Annotated in this window: 13 protein-coding genes; 12 read left to right on the top strand and 1 reads right to left on the bottom strand. The window is 38.7% G+C overall.

The features are described from left to right. Positions 1-109: 109 nt before the first annotated feature. The 10 genes from ACZZZW_RS23065 to ACZZZW_RS23020 all read left to right on the top strand — a co-directional run bounded on the left by ACZZZW_RS23065 (position 110) and on the right by ACZZZW_RS23020 (position 15,635). A complete protein-coding gene (locus ACZZZW_RS23065) occupies positions 110-2,554 on the top strand; it encodes a glutaminase family protein (protein WP_463497005.1) in 2,445 nt (814 codons plus the stop codon). 105 nt (positions 2,555-2,659) lie between these two features. After that, a complete protein-coding gene (locus tag ACZZZW_RS23060; protein WP_463497003.1) occupies positions 2,660-4,927 on the top strand; it encodes a GH92 family glycosyl hydrolase in 2,268 nt (755 codons plus the stop codon). Between the two features lie 67 nt (positions 4,928-4,994). Beyond that, positions 4,995-5,870 (top strand): ROK family protein, encoded by an 876-nt coding sequence (locus ACZZZW_RS23055; RefSeq protein WP_463497001.1) that lies wholly within the window; start codon positions 4,995-4,997, stop codon positions 5,868-5,870. Between the two features lie 259 nt (positions 5,871-6,129). Further along, positions 6,130-7,101, top strand: coding sequence for a basic secretory protein-like protein (locus ACZZZW_RS23050; protein WP_463496998.1), 972 nt, complete (start codon positions 6,130-6,132; stop codon positions 7,099-7,101). A 281-nt stretch (positions 7,102-7,382) separates the two neighbouring features. After that, positions 7,383-8,054, top strand: coding sequence for a basic secretory protein-like protein (locus ACZZZW_RS23045; protein ID WP_463496994.1), 672 nt, complete (start codon positions 7,383-7,385; stop codon positions 8,052-8,054). Positions 8,055-8,094: 40 nt separating this feature from the next. Beyond that, complete coding sequence (locus ACZZZW_RS23040; RefSeq protein ID WP_463496990.1) at positions 8,095-10,383, top strand: GH92 family glycosyl hydrolase; 2,289 nt, start codon at positions 8,095-8,097, stop codon at positions 10,381-10,383. Between the two features lie 147 nt (positions 10,384-10,530). Next, entirely contained in the window at positions 10,531-11,940 is a 1,410-nt protein-coding gene (locus ACZZZW_RS23035; protein ID WP_463496986.1) for a 3-keto-disaccharide hydrolase, read from the top strand. A gap of 11 nt (positions 11,941-11,951) precedes the next feature. Further along, positions 11,952-13,925 carry a hypothetical protein gene (locus tag ACZZZW_RS23030; protein WP_463496982.1) on the top strand — a complete coding sequence of 658 codons (1,974 nt, stop codon included), beginning with the start codon at positions 11,952-11,954 and terminating at the stop codon, positions 13,923-13,925. Positions 13,926-14,228: 303 nt separating this feature from the next. Then, the gene (gene rpiA, locus ACZZZW_RS23025; protein ID WP_463496978.1) at positions 14,229-14,918 is read left to right on the top strand and encodes a ribose-5-phosphate isomerase RpiA; all 690 of its coding nucleotides are present in this window, start codon (positions 14,229-14,231) and stop codon (positions 14,916-14,918) included. Positions 14,919-15,245: 327 nt separating this feature from the next. Then, positions 15,246-15,635, top strand: coding sequence for a LiaF transmembrane domain-containing protein (locus tag ACZZZW_RS23020; RefSeq protein WP_463496974.1), 390 nt, complete (start codon positions 15,246-15,248; stop codon positions 15,633-15,635). A gap of 249 nt (positions 15,636-15,884) precedes the next feature. Here ACZZZW_RS23020 and ACZZZW_RS23015 read toward each other — a convergent pair whose 3' ends face one another. Next, a complete protein-coding gene (locus ACZZZW_RS23015) occupies positions 15,885-16,835 on the bottom strand; it encodes a GlxA family transcriptional regulator (protein ID WP_463496971.1) in 951 nt (316 codons plus the stop codon). 167 nt (positions 16,836-17,002) lie between these two features. Here ACZZZW_RS23015 and ACZZZW_RS23010 point away from each other — a divergent pair, with 167 nt between their 5' ends. Together ACZZZW_RS23010 and ACZZZW_RS23005 are read left to right on the top strand one after the other, a co-directional pair. Next, positions 17,003-17,422 (top strand): VOC family protein, encoded by a 420-nt coding sequence (locus ACZZZW_RS23010; protein ID WP_463496967.1) that lies wholly within the window; start codon positions 17,003-17,005, stop codon positions 17,420-17,422. Then, positions 17,419-17,796, top strand: a complete 378-nt coding sequence (locus tag ACZZZW_RS23005; RefSeq protein WP_463496962.1) for a DoxX family protein — start codon at positions 17,419-17,421, stop codon at positions 17,794-17,796. The genes ACZZZW_RS23010 and ACZZZW_RS23005 overlap by 4 nt, the downstream gene beginning before the upstream one ends. The last annotated feature ends 114 nt before the right edge of the window (positions 17,797-17,910 follow it).

Raw genomic sequence — 17,910 nt, 5'->3', positions numbered from 1 at the left:
AGCTAAAGCAGAATTATCTACCTTGTTAAATTCTTCATTTAGAATAAATATCTGGTGAATAAATCAAGTAAAACGATTTATTATTTTACAATGAACCAAATATTTATCTATGAGAAACCTTTCCTTACTATTGCTATGTCTGTTTTTAGGACTTTCAGTTAAAGCACAAGACAAAGCCCCAGCTTATCCATTAATTACACACGATGCCTATTTCAGCATCTGGTCTTTCGGCGATGGATTAAACAAATCGGTAACTAAACATTGGACAGGGAAAGAACAATCTCTATTAGGAGTTATAAAAGTTGACGATCAATTTTATCGCTTTTTGGGTGAGGAAACCAAAAATTACATTTCAATTCTGCCTGCCGCAGATGAATTAAAATACCAGGCCAGTTATACTTTTGATAAACCAGAAAGCGATTGGGAAAGCGTAACATATAATGATGCTGCATGGAAAAAGGGCGAAGCACCATTTGGTGATGACCGTGCCGACAAAACAAAATGGAATACCGACGACCTTTATTTTAGAAGAACTTTTGATGTTGCAAATCCAACCACAGCTAAAAAGTACCTTAAACTTAACCATGATGATAATGTGCAGGTGTATTTAAATGGTAAGCTTATTTACAGAAAAAGTGGATGGGTTTCAGATTACATCTACCTGCCTATTGAAGATGGCATACTACAAAAAGGAAAAAATGTATTGGCCATCCATTGCAAAAATACCGCTGGTGGCAGGCATTTGGATGCCGGAATAGTGGAGGAGGATACAAAAAATGTAACAATTGCATCTGCCACTCAAATCAATGTAAAAATTGAGGCTACCACCACAAAATATACTTTTATAGCAGGTAAGGTAGAATTACAAGTGAGTTTTACCTCGCCATTATTACTTAACGATATTAAATTAACCGCCAGGCCAATCAGTTACATTAATTATGCTGTAAAATCTACTGATGGCAAATTGCATAAAGTTGATGTTTTCTTTAGTGCTTCATCAAATATTGCTGTAAATACCCCAAATCAACCTGTTTCTGCGTGGAAAACTTCAAAAAATAGCCTTTCTATATTAAAAACTGGCACTGTGGAGCAACCTGTACTTAAAAAACGCGGTGATGATGTGCGTATAGATTGGGGTTATTTATATGTAGCCGTTCCAACCAAATTTAACGCCACTCAGTTTATAGCGACAGAAAATGAAAGTTTAAAAAGTTTCATGAGTACTCAATATCCTAGTCAGAATCAGGTTTCCAATTCGAAAAATTTAAATCTATGTAGCGTAATTCCTTTTGGCCAGGTTTCTTCAACAGAGGTAGAAAAATACGTTATGATTGGTTATGACGATTTAAAATCGGTTGAATATTTTGGCGAAAAATTATCTCCGGTTTGGAGAAAATCAGGCAGCCAGCAATTTGAAGATCAATTGGCCGAGGCAAACACGCAATACCCAGTATTAAAAAATAAGTGTGCAGTTTTTGATGCCAAACTTTATAGCGATGCCGAAAAGGCAGGTGGCAAAGCATACGCCGCAATGTGCAAATTGGCTTACAGGCAGGCTATTGCCGCACATAAAATTGTTTATGCGCCTAATGGCGATATTCTCTTTTTATCAAAAGAAAACTTTAGCAACGGATCAATCAATACAGTGGATGTAACCTACCCATCGGCACCGCAATTTTTAGTATATAATCCTGAATTGCTAAAAGGAATGCTGAATGGCATCTTTTATTATTCAGAAAGCGGAAAATGGAAAAAACCTTTTGCTGCACACGATTTAGGTACTTACCCACTGGCAAACGGACAAACCTATGGCGAAGATATGCCTGTTGAAGAAGCTGGTAATATGATTATTTTAACTGCAGCCATTACCAAAGCCGAGGGCAAGGCTAAGTATGCCGAAAAACATTGGGAAGTGCTGTCCGTTTGGGCAAATTATCTTTTAAGAGAAGGTTTCGATCCGGCCAACCAATTGTGTACTGATGATTTTGCAGGTCACCTCGCCCGCAACGCCAACTTATCGGTAAAGGCAATTGTAGCTTTAGGCGGTTATGCGCAAATAGCGCAATTGTTAGGTAAAACCGATATCGCTACAAAATACAGAACAGCTGCTTTACAGATGGCGCAGAACTGGATGAAACTTGCTGATGATGGTGATCACTACGCCTTAACCTTTAATGATAAGAATACCTGGAGCCAGAAGTATAACCTGGTATGGGATAAGTTGTTAAAACTAGATCTTTTTCCGAAAGAGTTATACAAAAAAGAGATTAATTTTTACCTCACCAAGCAAAAAGATTTTGGCTTACCATTAGACAGCCGTAAAACTTACTCCAAATCAGATTGGATTATGTGGACGGCTACCTTAGCAGATAATGAGGCCGACTTTCAAAAATTTATTCAGCCGATTTACCGTTTTGCTACTGAAACAGAAAGCAAGGTTCCTTTAAGCGACTGGCATGAAACCACAAACGGTAAAATGGTAGGTTTCCAGGCACGAAGCGTTGTTGGAGGTTATTTTATTAAAATGCTGGCCGATAAATGGAATATTAAATAAAACATGATTTAGTTTTCGCCTGGATTAGTACACATACAGGCAAAAGCTGATTTTAAAATATGCAGTCTGATTATCACGGGCTGAAAAAACACACACAAACAAACAATGAAACTTAAATTAATTACAACAATTTTATGCTGCGTGGCCGCCCAAGGTTTATCAGCGCAGCAGAAAGATTGGGTTCACTATGTTAACACCCTCCAGGGCACCAATTCCAAGCATGAACTCACACGTGGAAACACCTATCCCACAACTGCATTACCTTTTGGTATGCACACCTGGACTCCACAAACCGGGAGAAATGGCGATGGCTGGAAATATCAGTATTTTAAAGATAAAATCAGGGGATTTCAGCAAGCACACCAATGCAGCTCGTGGACAAGAGATTACGCTGTATTTTCGTTAATGCCAGTGGTTGATGAGCTGATTGTGGATGAAAATCAGCGGGAGGCAAAATTTAGCCATAAAGATGAAATTGCAAAACCAAATTATTATAAAGTAACCTTCGAAAACGAGATCACAACAGAGATATCGCCCTCAGAACGTGGAGCTCACCTCCGTTTCAGCTATCCAAAAGGTAAAAGGAGCTTTTTGGTGTTAGATGGATATACCAGGTTGAGCGGTGTTCAGATTTATCCGAAAGAAAATAAAATAACCGGTTGGGTAAACAATGGCGAAGGCTTTAAAAGGGGCTGGAAAAGTTATTTCATCATCCAGTTCGATCAGCCGATCAAATCTTACGGCACCTGGGAAAACAAACGTAATACAGTAAATAAAGATTCGCTGGTAGCCGAAGGATTAGGAAAAGGTGCATTTGTGCAATTTGAATCGGGCTCAAAAGTTCAGGTGAAAACGGCTTCCTCCTACATTAGTTTAAAACAGGCCGAACTGAATTTAAAACAAGAATTAGGCAACGATAAAACAGTAGAAGATACAAAGGCAAATGCCGCTGCGGTATGGAATAAATCGCTGGGTAAGGTAGAAGTAGAAGGTGGTTCTAAAGCAGATATGGAAACCTTTTATTCGTGCTTTTTCAGGGCGAGTCTGTTTTCCAGAAAATTTTATGAAATTAACGAAGCCGGCAAACCTTATTATTTTAGTCCTTACGATGGTAAATTACACAACGGGTATATGTTTACCGATACCGGTTTCTGGGATACTTTCCGTGCACAGTTCCCATTAAATACTTTGCTACAGCCCGAAATGCATGGTAGATACATGCAAGCTATGCTCGATGCTTATGAACAATGTGGATGGTTGCCTTCGTGGTCTTTCCCTAGCGAAGCTGGAAGTATGATCGGTAACCATGCCATTTCTTTATTGGCTGATGCTTGGGCAAAAGGGATCAGAACCTTCGATCCTAAGAAAGCATTGGATGCTTATTACCATGAAGCAATGAATAAGGGGCCTTGGGGACCAGCAAACGGAAGAGATGGCGTTACAGAATATAACCTGTTGGGCTACGTTCCATATCCGAAATATAGAGAGGCTACCGCAAAAACTTTAGAATATGCCTACGATGATTACTGTGCATATCAATTGGCCAAAATGACCGGTGATAAACATTATATGGAGCTTTTCGAAAAACCGATGTACAATTATAAAAATGTTTATGATGCTTCAACCAAGTTTATGAGGGGCAAAAATGCAGAAGGCAAGTGGACGCCAAATTTCGACCCGACAGAGTGGGGCGGTCCTTTTACCGAAGGCAATGCCTGGCACTGGCAATGGTCGGTTTTTCAGGATACAAAAGGCCTGATTAATTTAATGGGAGGGAACGACCTTTTTACAGCAAAATTGGATTCTGTATTTACCGAACCCAATAAAGTAAATGTAGGTTCGTATGGTGGTATGATCCACGAAATGACTGAAATGGTGATGGCCAATATGGGTCAATATGCCCATGGAAACCAACCCATACAGCACATGGTGTATCTGTATAATTATGCCAACCAACCCTGGAAAGCTCAATTTCATGCCCGTGAGGTGATGCACAAACTTTATGATGCTACCGAAAACGGTTATCCCGGTGATGAAGATCAGGGGCAAACTTCTTCCTGGTATGTTTTAAGTGCTTTGGGTTTTTATAGTGTTACTCCAGGTTCAGGAGAGTATGTTTTAGGAAGTCCGGTATTTAAAAAAACGACCATCAATTTAGAAAATGGTAAAAAATTCGTGATAGAAGCACCCGCAAATGATCAATCTCACGTTTATATAGAAAATGCAACACTGAACGGCAAAAACTTCACAAAAAATTTCATCAACCACAGTGATATTTTAAAAGGTGGCGTGTTAAAATTGGAAATGAATGTTAAACCTTCGTTAAAAAGAGGGTTATTGGAAGAAGATAAGCCATTTTCGCTCAGTAAATAGATATTGAATCGCTACTTTTGGCGAATTAATATAGGATAGTAGAATAAATAACAGAAATATATATAGAATGGAAAAGCCTGTTGCATTAGGTGTAGATATTGGCGGCTCGCACATTACAGCCGCATTGGTGGATTTAGAAACAAGAACTTTGGTGAAGGATTCCATCAAGCGTAGCCCTGTGAACTCGCAGGAGAATAAAGAAGTGATTTTATCAGCATGGTGTGAAATCATCAGCAAGGCTTTTAAAAACGTTAAAAACGGATCGAGAAATGTTGGAATTGCAATGCCTGGGCCATTTAATTATGACGAGGGCATTTCGCTGATTAAAGATCAGGATAAATTTAAGTCACTTTACCAGGTAAATGTTAAAGAAGAATTGGCCAAACGTTTGGCAATTCCTACCGATAACATTCATTTTATAAATGATGCCGCAGGCTTTCTTCAGGGCGAGGTTTTTGCCGGGGCCGCAAAAGGCAATGCCAGTGTATTGGGTTTAACGCTTGGCACAGGCCTGGGATCATCACTTTGTTTAAATTATAAAGCATTTGATGCAGACCTCTGGAATTCTGAATTTTTAGACGGAATTGCAGAAGACTACCTCTCTACACGCTGGTTCGTAAAACGTTTTAAGCAATTGAGCGGAAAAGAAGTTGACGGCGTTAAGGAATTGGTAGAAATTGTAGAAACCGATCATTTTGCAACCATGGTTTTTATGGAGTTTGGCTACAACCTTGCGCAGTTTTTAATCCCGATTATTAAAAAACATAAAATTGATACGGTAATTGTAGGTGGAAATATTGCACAATCATTCAATGCATTCGCTCCCGAATTAATTGCTACCCTTAAGGGAAATTGTATTGATACCGAAATTAAAATTTCAGAACTTAAAGAGCACGCAGCACTTATTGGTGCAGCCAGCTGTTGCGATTTAAGTTTAACATAACCTCATATTACTGCAGGATGCTTATTCTGCAGTAAATTTCTTCCAATACAATACGGCGGTATTATTGCCCGTTTCTCTTCTGTATTACCTTAATTGATGCACATTTCGAGCGTGAGTTACTAAAAAAAATAAAATAAATTTTTCATCTGCAAGAATATGCTTATCATTGCTTAATAAAACGTTTTAGTAATGCTGTTAATCAGGTTTATTTAGGCGTTTTATATTATCATATAGATCCTAAACACACCAATAAACCAAAATGAAAAAGTTTTTAATCATAGCATTACTGTTAGGGCCACTAAGTGTAATTGCTCAGGAAAGAGGTTATCGGTTAACCATCAGCGATGAAAATAATGTTGTTGATGCAAAAACCAAAGTTAAACTGGATACAGCCTTTAATCATATTTACCCAAAATTTGCCATGGCAGATGGCTACAGGACCAAGAGAAAAGCCGAATTAACTTTTGCCAACAGCGAAACGCCTACCATTAAGGCCAAAGCAGGAGAAATTAAGGTAAACAGCGAATGGGTTAAAAACAAATCTCAAAAGAAAATTGAAAAAGAATTGTTTACAGCACTTTCCAAAAACTGGGTTTCTTACAGCAAAGAAAAACATAAAGGCTATACCCTAACTTTTATCAGCAAAGATCCAAATTTAGATCCTGAGGTGAGGAAAAACCTCATTTCTACCTATTTCGAAATTTACCCAACTTTGGTTAAAACCTTTAACGAAAAATCTACTCACGATGTATTATTTGTGGTAGATACTGCCTACAAAGCAGTTGCCGAAGCTAGCGGAAACAGAATTCTTTTTAGTGCGGGTTATATGAAAGCACATCCAACCGATATTGATGTGGTAACACACGAAACCATGCACATTGTACAAGGGTATGGATATAGCGCTGGCCCGGTTTGGTTAACCGAAGGCATTGCCGATTATATACGTTATAAATACGGAGTAGATAATGTAGGCTCTAAGTGGAGCCTGCCAGCTTATAATGAAAAACAAAATTATACGAATAGTTATAGAATTACCGCCCGCTTTTTTGCCTGGTTGGAGCAAAACGTAAAATCCGGATTAGTTGCCACATTAGATCAGCAGTTAAGGGCACATCAGTTTACTGAACAATCGTGGATTACTTTAACCGGAAAAACACTAGATCAGCTTTGGGCCGATTACGGTAAAGAACCCCAAAAAGTAACCTTGACTTATAGCAGTAAGAAATCATAAAAGGAAATTTACAGAAAGTCAAGTTTTATAGGCAAGGTGCCCAGGCAAACTTGACTTCTCTTTGGATACATGCCAAAAAGAGCTTTATCTAGGCAGATTTAGCTTCGCTGAACACTCCGTTGCACCCGCTAGCTTTCGGGTCTGCTCGAAATGACGACCGCTGTATTGTAAAAATAACCACCACTAAAGTAAAATTTTTGAATATTTACTAAAACGTTTTACATATTATATTTATTTTGCAGAACTAAATGCGCTAACCAAAGTAATAATATCCCTAATAAATGAAAAAAATATTTATTCTTACCATTTTCGCAGCCCTTGTTTCTACTTTTTCCATACAGTTAAAAGCACAGGAAATTACCAAAAAAAACGGTTATACGCTTTCTTTCGAGAGTAATTTTGCAGCACTTGATCCTCAACTGAAAAAACGTTTGATCAAAACTTTCTTCGAAGTTTATCCTAAACTGGCTAAAGAATACAATCCATCAACCGTTAAAGAGGTAAAGTTTTTTGTTGATACCGCTTACGATGGTGTTGCCGCAACTGCCGATGGCAAAGTAACCTTCAGTTCGATGTGGATGATAAAGCATCCTGAAGACATTGATGTGGTTACCCACGAAGTGATGCACATTGTACAGGATTACGGAAGGAGTGTTGGCCCGGGTTGGTTAACAGAAGGTATTGCAGATTATGCACGTTACAAATTCGGTGTAGATAATGAAGGTGCCAAATGGTCGCTGCCAGCATTAAAGCCAGATCATTCTTATAAAAACAGCTACCGCATTACCGCTGCATTTTTTGCCTGGATGGAGAAAAATGTAAAGCCAGGTACCATTAAAGCTGTAGATGCCGCATTAAGAGATCATACCTACACCAAAAATATCTGGGAAAAATTAACAGGTAAAGATTTGGATGCACTATGGGCAGATTACGTTAAAAATTCTGAAGTTTAAAAAATAATTCCAAGCATATAAAAAAACACAAACACAACAAATGAAAAAATTACTTATCGCCTTATTGAGTGTTGCGGCATCAACCAGCTTTGCGCAAACAATAGGGAAAATTACAGATCCTGTTGATTGGATAAACCCATTAATGGGAACAGCATCCAAACAGGATTTATCAAACGGGAATACCTATCCGGCAATCGGTTTACCATGGGGAATGAACATGTGGTCGCCACAAACCGGTAAAAACGGAGATGGATGGGCTTATGTTTACGATGCAGATAAAATCAGAGGTTTTAAACAAACCCACCAACCATCACCATGGATGAACGATTACGGTGCTTTCTCTATCATGCCTGTAACGGGTAAGCTTAGGTTTACTGATGATGATCGCGCAAGCTGGTTCAGCCACAAAGCTGAAATTTCTAAACCATATTACTATAGCGTTTATTTAGCAGATGCTGATGTAACCACCGAAATTACCCCTACAGAAAGAGCAGCACAATTTAGGTTTACTTTTCCTAAAACCGATAGTTCTTATGTTGTGGTAGATGCCCAAAACAAGGGTTCGTATATTAAAATCATTCCGGCAGAAAGAAAAATCATTGGTTATACTACTAAATATGCCCGTGGTCCGCTGCCTAAAAACTTCAAAAACTATTTTGTAATCTATTTTAATAAAGATTTTAAACTGGCTAAAACCTGGGATGATAAAAAATTAAATGATAAAGATTTAGAATTGACTGTCGATCATGCAGGTGCAGTAATCGGTTTTGCCACTCAAAAAGGCGAGCAGGTAATTGCAAAAGTTGCCTCTTCGTTTATCAGTTTTGAGCAAGCCGATTTAAACTTGAAAAGAGAGTTGGCCAATGATGGTTTCGATGCTACAAAAGCAAAAGGCCGCGCAACATGGAACAAAACTTTAAGCAAAATCAGTGTAGAAGGTGGTACAATCGATCAAACACGTACTTTCTATTCGGCTATGTACCGCACCCTTTTCTTCCCTAACAAATTATACGAAGTTGATGCACAGAACCAGATTGTACACTGGAGCCCATATAACGGTCAGGTATTACCAGGCTATATGTTCGCCGGTACCGGTTTCTGGGATACTTTTAGGGCTTTATATCCTTTCTTAAACCTGGTTTATCCTTCAATCAACAAAGAAATGCAGCAAGGGTTAATCAACGATTATAAAGAAGGTGGTTGGTTGCCAGAGTGGAGCAGCCCAGGTTATGCCAATATTATGGTGGGTAACAACTCAGCTTCAGTTGTTTCTGATGCCTACATTAAAGGTATGCGTGGTTATGATATCGAAACTTTATGGTCTGCTTTAAAACATGGTGCCAACAACGAAGGCCCTATGGAAGCCGTTGGTCGTGATGGGGTTAAATATTACAACGAACTGGGTTATGTGCCTTTTGATGTTAAAAAGAACGAAAATGCAGCTAAAACCTTAGAATATTCTTATGATGACTTCACCATTTATCAATTGGGAAGAGCTTTAGGCAAACCGGCATCTGAAATTGATATTTACAAGAAAAGAGCCATGAATTATAAAAATCTTTTCGATCCGGCTTCTGGTTTAATGCGTGGTAAAAATCAGGATGGAACTTTCCAAAGTCCGTTCAGTCCATTTAAATGGGGTGGTGCATTTACTGAAGGTAACAGCTGGCACTATACCTGGTCGGTTTTTCAGGATATTGATGGTTTAGCCAAATTAATGGGTGGCCACAGTAAGTTTGTAACTAAACTGGATTCAGTTTTCTCTATGCCTCCGGTATTTGATGAAAGTGCTTATGGTGGCGTAATTCATGAGATCCGTGAAATGCAAATTGCAAACATGGGTCAATACGCTCATGGTAACCAACCGATTCAACACATGATTTACCTTTATAATTATGGCGGTGCACCTTATAAAACACAATATTGGGTGAGAGAAACCATGAACAGGATGTACAAAGCCACTCCTGATGGTTATTGTGGTGACGAAGATAATGGACAAACTTCTGCATGGTATGTATTTTCGGCCATGGGTTTTTACCCGGTAACACCAGCTGTAGATCAATATGTTTTAGGCGCACCTTTATTTAAAAAGGTAACAGTAACTCTAGAAAACGGTAAAACTGTTGTAATAAACGCTGCTGCAAATAGCGATAATAACCGTTATGTACAATCGTTGCAAATGAATGGTAAGCCTTATTCTAAAAACTGGATTAGCCATAGTGGTTTACAAAAAGGTGCCGTGCTCAATTTCAATATGACAGCCACGCCTAACAAAACCAGAGGTTCAAATCCTGCTGATTTCCCTTATTCATTATCAACAGAAAAATAGAAAAAGATTAAGACTGTATCATAAAATAGAACTCTCATAAAGAGTGCATAAGCACTGTGCATGATTAATTTGGATTCAAATTTATGATACAGTCTCATTTTAAAATAACAATTGGTTCTTGATTAAGGCCAAACTAAAACCAAATATATGAACATCAACGTCTCGAAGACGGGTTTTACAGCCATTGTCTGGCTTTGCGGAACCCTGCTGGCATTTGGCCAGCGTATTGATCTCAAAGATCTTTCAGCCTTCAAAAATCCTTCAAATTCATGGTCATTAGCGCAAAATGTTGTTACTGATCTTAATGCCGAAAATGTTTTAAAAACTACCAAAGGTGAAGGTATTCTCGTTAATCAATCTACAGCGAAAAAAGCCGGAGCAGATTTATACACGGTTAATGAGTATGGTGATGTAGCAGTAGAACTTGATTATTTAACTGCAAAAGGAACAAATTCAGGAATTTATCTGCAAGGTAATTATGAAATTCAGATTGATGATGCATGGGGATTAAAAAATGCAACATCATCAAATAACGGTGGCATTTACCAACGTTGGGATGACAGCAAACCAGAAGCAGAAAAGGGATTTGGAGGCATTGCACCACGTCAGAATGCCAGTAAAGCACCAGGTTTATGGCAACACATTAAAATCATTTTCCAGGCACCAAAATTTGATGCTTCCGGAACAAAAACACAGAATGCTAAAATCATCAGTGTAGAATTGAATGGTGTGCTTATTCACGAAAATGTAGAACTCTTCGGCGCAACAAGAGGAGCAGCCGGTGCTGAAAAAGCAAAAGGCCCTTTGCGTTTGCAGGGTGATCACGGTTCGGTAGCGTTCAGAAATATCGAAATTAAAGAACTATCAGAAATTCCTAAAGCAAATCAAAACGGAGGTGCAGATCCAATCTATATCGAGGCGGCAAGCAACAATATGATTAGAAGCTTTGTTGATGTGGCACCACGCGTACGTTCGGTACATGCCATATCGGTAGGTGGACCAGAAAAAACTGCTTATAGCTACGATTTAGATAATGGAACCCTATTGCAAGGTTGGCATGGCGATTTTATAGATGCTACACCAATGTGGGATGGCCGCGGAAACGGAACTTCGCGTGCTTTGGGCAGTGTAACCCGTTTTACCCAAAAACCTATCCTGGCCATTGCAAAATTAACAAACGATCAGGCTAAATGGGTTGCCGATACCGCAGGTACTGGTTTCAAAACCAAAGGTTATGTAATGGATAAACAAGACCGCCCGGAATTTAAGTATATCATTAATGGAACAAATGTTACCGATGCCGTTAAGGTAATGGAAAATGGACAAGGTTTAACAAGAGAAGTTACTGTGGATAAACCATCAAAAGATTTATATTTCCTATTGGCAACTGCTTCAAATATCGAAGAGGTAACAAAAGGTTTATACCTGATTGATGATAAATCTTATTACATCCAATTAGCTGATGGATCTGCAAAGCCGGTAATCAGAGATGTTGATGGTAAAAAAGAGATTATTGTAGCTATTGGAAGCAAGTTAAATTATACCATTTTGTTTTAATTGGAATCACAATGAGAAATACATTTAAAAAATTAGCAATACTGGCATTAAGTTTTAGCTTTACCACAGTTTTTGCACAGGAAACACCGAAAGAAGAAGATTTTTTCAAAATAAATAAAGTACGCGTACCCGAAGGCCCTATTTTAGAAGTTGGTGGCTTAATAACCCTTCCAAATGGCGATTTAGGAATATCTACCCGTAGGGGCGATGTTTACATTGTAGAAAACCCAACCAGTGCAAAGCCCTATTGGCGCAGGTTTGCTTACGGTTTACACGAAATTTTAGGTATAGCCTATAAAAATGGTGCAATCTATGTAGCACAGCGTGGCGAATTAACCAAACTGGTTGATAAAGATCAGGATGGCAAAGCCGATGTGTACGAAACCGTTTATGCATGGCCTTTAAGCGGTCACTACCACGAATATAGTTTTGGCCCCAAATTAATGCCTGACGGTACTTTTATGGTAACCGCAAATGTTGCCTTTGGCGATGAAGAATGGTGGCGCGCCGAAAGTCGTGTGCCAATGCGTGGCTGGGCAATGAATATTACCGAAGATGGAAAAATGAGCCCTTATGCTGCAGGTTTCCGCTCGCCGGCAGGAATTGGGAGTATTGATGGCAAATTTTATTATACCGAAAACCAGGGCGACTGGGTTGGTTCAGGTGGTTTATGGAAAGTAAATAAGGGCGATTTTATGGGTCACCCGGCTAGTTTAAGGTGGACTAACCTTCCAAATTCTCCAGTTAAACTACAGTCAGATTTCTTTTACTCGCAAATAGATGAGCGAAGAATCAAAAACGAAGAAGGAAGATACATCAAACCAGAAAATAGGGTAAACGAGAAATTTAAAACCTTATTCGAAATGAAAAAAGTGTTTCCTGAGCTGCGTTTACCTTCAGTTTGGTTGCCTTATGGTATTTTGGGTATCTCATCTGCCGAACCTGTTAAAATTCCTGAAAATACGTTTGGTCCATTTGCAGGTCAGATTTTAGTTGGCGATCAGGGAATGAGTATCATTTCGAGAATTTTTATGGAAACCGTAAAAGGTGAAGAGCAAGGTGCAGCCTTCCTTTTCCGCAAAGGTTTCCGTTCAGGAGTATTGCGATTGGAATGGGGTACTGACGGATCTTTATTTGTTGGAGAAACCAACCGTGGTTGGGGATCTGCTGGCGACGCAAACGAAGGTTTAGAAAGATTGGTTTACAACAATAAAACACCTTTCGAAATGAAAGCCGTAAGGGCAATGCCTGATGGTTTTGAAGTGGAATTTACCATGCCTGTCGATCGTAAATCGGCTGAAGATTTAGCTTCGTACAATGTTGAAAGTTTCATTTATAAATACCATCCAGTTTATGGTTCACCTCCTGTTAATACAGAGAAATTAAAAATTTCTGGTGTTAAAGTCTCAGCCGATGGCTTAAAAGCCAGAATTATTGTTGCTAATCTCCGTCAATATTATATTCATACCTTAACATTGGATGGAATCAGATCGCAGAATGGTTTTTACTCATTGATTCATCCTGTAGCTTATTACACACTGAACCAGATTCCGGATGGAAATAAACTATCTGCCAGCGAGGTAAGTACTAAAAATTCGGCAACTCCAGCTGCGCCTGCAAAGAAAACCGCTGTGCCTAAAGGAACATTACGTAAAGCCCCGGAAGCAAAAGGACCAGCAGGAACCGAAGCGAAACCTACTACTGCTACTACCACTTCAACAAAGGCACCAACTTATAAAGAGGTAGAAGGTTTGCTCGCTAAAAACACCTGTTTAGCCTGCCACAATCCAACCAAAAGACAGATTGGCCCGCCCTTCGCAGAAATCGCAAAACGCAAATATTCACCTGAAAAAATATTTCAGTTAATTCATAACCCACAACCGCAAAACTGGCCGGGTTACTCAACCGAAATGCCGCCAATGCCGCAGGTAACCAAAGCAGAAGCGTTGAAAATTGCAGGATGGATAAACTCCTTAAATAAATAAGTTAGATTAGTTGTTAAAGAACGGTTGGTAGAAATGCCAGCCGTTTTTTATTTTTATAAGAAAAATGAAGAGCATTATACGGTTAATAAGGCTGTTCTTCAGTCTTCATGCTATCAATTGGTGCATCACCGACCGGATATGAATCAGAACTTAAAAAAGAAATGGGGATTCCACTAGTGCAGAATCCCCATCATCTAAATTAACGCTCTCATATACATAAACGCTATATAATGGATTTATTGCATCAGCTGTAATTTTTTTTTCGTTTTTGGGATATTTACCATTTAAACCTACTTTTACTTTATGGCTACGATAAATCAAACCGAACAGAATGCAGAAAAACTGGCTGCTGCCCTGGCTGCAGTAAAATTTGTTAAAGATGACGATGTTGTAGGGTTGGGTACAGGATCTACCACAACTTTTGCCATTAATGAATTGGGTAAGCGCGTAAAAGATGGGCTAAAAATTACTGCTGCGGCAAGTTCAATCCGGACGGAAGAATTGGCCAGATCTTTGGGCATCCAAATTTTAGATCTCGGAAGTTTAAGCGAAATTGATATCAGTATCGATGGGGCAGATGAATTTACAGAAACCCTCGATCTGATTAAAGGTGGTGGTGGAGCATTATTTAGAGAGAAAATAATCGCATCCTTAAGTAAAAATGCCATTATAATTACCGATGCCTCTAAAAAAGTTAAAAAATTGGGTGCTTTTACTGTTCCGGTTGAGGTTATTCCCCTGGCTTATCAATATGTATCAGACCAAATCAATAAACTTGGCGGCAAAGCAATATTAAGATTGGCAGGGGAGAAGCATTATATTACCGATAACGGAAACCTGATTATCGATGCAGACTTTGGCTTAATTGACGATCCTCAAAAGCTATCATTCGATCTCAATCAGATTAATGGAGTGCTCGCCCATGGCCTTTTCGTAAATATTACCTCAAAGGTGATCATGAGCGAAGGAAAAGATATTATCATTTTTGAATAATAGTTGGTTGAGTTGTCATTCGGTCATTAGTTTGTTCATCACTGGTTCATACCCAACGTTATTGCGAACTGAAGGGTTTAGGTAACGGGCAGTGTGAAGCAATCTTTTAATGGTTTACTTGTCATTAGTTTATCGGTTGTTTAATTAAACGAATAGTCGACTTCGAAGTAATCCAGAATTTCACCGATAAAATTCAATTTTTAAAAACACCCAAATTTTTTTACCGACGGTTTTATTTCACTCACCGATAAAACCTCCCAACTAAGAGAAAAGCCATTCCCCGGCGTTCGTTTCTGTGCTACATTTGATTCATAAAACAAAACGGTCATGGAAAATTTCATCAAAAAAAATCACGCAGATAAACAATTCGGTTTAGGTATTTTAATCATCACAATCGGTTCAGTATTCTTACTAAGAAACTCAGGTATCGATGTTCCACATTGGATTTTAAAATGGCATACCATCATGTTAGGTGTAGGTTTGTGGATAGGTTACCGTAAAAACTTTCAGGGCAGCAGCTGGTTGGCCTTAACAATAATTGGTGGTTTATTTACCCTAAAAGCAATCAGTATTTTCGATTTCGATTTATCACGGATCAGTACAGCTTTAATGCTAATCGGCTTAGGATTATATGTAATTCTTAAACCTAAAAAGGTTCAAAATTTCGATCCTTATTTTGAAAAAAAACCAGTTGACTTTACTGAAAAAGAAAGCTAAAATTCTTAACTCCATCATATATTTTAAAAAAGGGACATTTTTGAACAATGTCCCTTTTTTTTGTGCTCAATAGCAGCAGGCTTAGAGGGCGATGCACTATGCATTTTCCTTTATAAAAAAAGAAACGGGGATTCCACCCTTAGGCAGTATCCCCGTCATCTAAATTAACGCTCTCACATACATAAACGCTGTAAATAGAATATATTGTGTACAGCTAATTTTTTTTTGATTTTTTTTCTGCAGATACAATTATACCTGCAATACCGGTACTGCTTTATGGTATTTGTTGCGGTACTCAATCGGTGTTAAGCCTGTTATTTTTTTAAAAACATCCCTAAACGATTTGGTATCTGTATAACCTACATCGAACATTACTTCTGTTATATTCTTTCTGCTCGATTCAAAGCTCCGTTTTGCAGCTTCAATTTTTACCCTTTGGATATATTCAATTACAGTATTTTTAGTGGCACTTTTAAATCTGCGTTCAAAACTCCTTCTTCCCAAAGCCAGCATATCTGCCAATTGATCTACAGTGATCCGATCCTGATAATTGCCATCAATAAATTCCTGTGCTTTTTTAATTTTTGCATCCTCATGTCCTTTTTGCCCCTGGAACATCATAAAAGCCAGTTGGCTCTCGCGATCGATATCAATAGCGAAATATTTGGCCGCTAAAATGGCCGTGTCCCTGTCTGTATATTTTTCTACAAGGTATAAAAGTAAATTCCAATACGAATTGGCCCCACCGCTGGAGTATAAACCCTGAGCATCAGTAATAATACTACCATCAACAAGCGTTACATCCGGAAACATTTCTCTAAACTGGTTGGCAAATAACCAGTGTGTAGAGCATTTGCGGCCATCTAATAAACCCGTTGCAGCCAGTAAAAAAGCACCCATACAAAGTGAAGCTACTTCTGCACCTTTAGCATGTTGTTTTATAATCCACGGCAACAAATCCTGATTTGCTTCCATGGCATAACCGATATTACCACTAATGGCCGGTACAAAAATTAAATCCGTTTGATCCACCTCGTGCAACAGCTTATCTACATGTACCGAGAAAAGGCTGTTATTTAACCTCACCTCTTTTGTCATCCCAACAAGCTCAACTTTAAACAGTGGCAACTTGCCCGAAGCCTGTAAGAACTCATTAACAGCGGTAAATAAATAGCGTGGATCTGCAATGGCTTCGATCACGGCAGTCTCTGGATTAAGATAGATACATGTTTCATAATCCAAATATAACGAGCCTGTTTGTCGTAAACAACCCCCGCAATTGTCGTTTCTCCATATTCAGCCTGTTAATTTCTGCACGTATGTTTGCATTGGAGCACTAGTGGCTTAGCAACATAAAAATAGATTCAATGACTTGTATAAACTCATATCTTACATTTAATGGCAACTGTAGGGAAGCAATGACTTTTTATCAGCATTGCCTGGGAGGAGAATTAAGTTTCGAAACCATTGGTGAATCGGAGCATGCCGATAAAATGCCCAACCATATGAAAAGAAGCATTATGCATGCTGTTTTAGCAAAAGATGAGCTCGTAATTATGGCTACTGATATGGTTGAAGAACGTGGCTTAATAAGGGGAAATGCTATTGCGATGATGCTCAGTTGCAGCTCAGAAGAAGAAGCCCGGTCTTTTTACCATAAACTTTCAACAGGTGGGCAGCCATCACACCCTCTGGAAGTAACATTTTGGGGCGCATTATTCGGCGATTTAACAGATCGGTTCGGAAACACATGGTTAATTAATTACGATAAAAATAAATACACATGAAAAAGTTAAACACCTGGTATTGGATTGCCACAATTATTTTTGCACTAATGATGATAATGGATGGTGTTGGTGGAATAACGCAGCAGGAAGCCGGGAAAGAAGTGCTTAAACACCTTGGCTACCCTATGTACCTGCTGATCATTGTTGGCATGGCCAAATTGCTTGGCGCAGCTTCTATTCTTCAAAACAAATTTGTAGCCATTAAAGAATGGGCTTATGCAGGTTTTGCCATCAATTTTATCGGGGCTTTTGCATCCAGAGCATTTGTGGGCGATGAAATATCATTGCTGATTCCGCCTATTGTTGCGCTGGTTATTCTGTTTATTCCTTATGTTTTGTGGAAGAAATTAGAACCAAATGTTAAAATAAGTTAAAAAGAAACGGAGGGTTTAGTTAAAGACTTTTGAGAACCAAATATTGTTAACTTTGGGTATTGTAAACAACCAAACACAATGATGTGAAATGTTGAATTTAAGCCGCTATAAAAG

The sequence above is a fragment of the Pedobacter sp. AC379 genome, from assembly GCF_979258145.1.
Note: the sequence above shows the minus strand (reverse complement) of the source record. Positions and strands in the feature narration are given on the sequence as shown.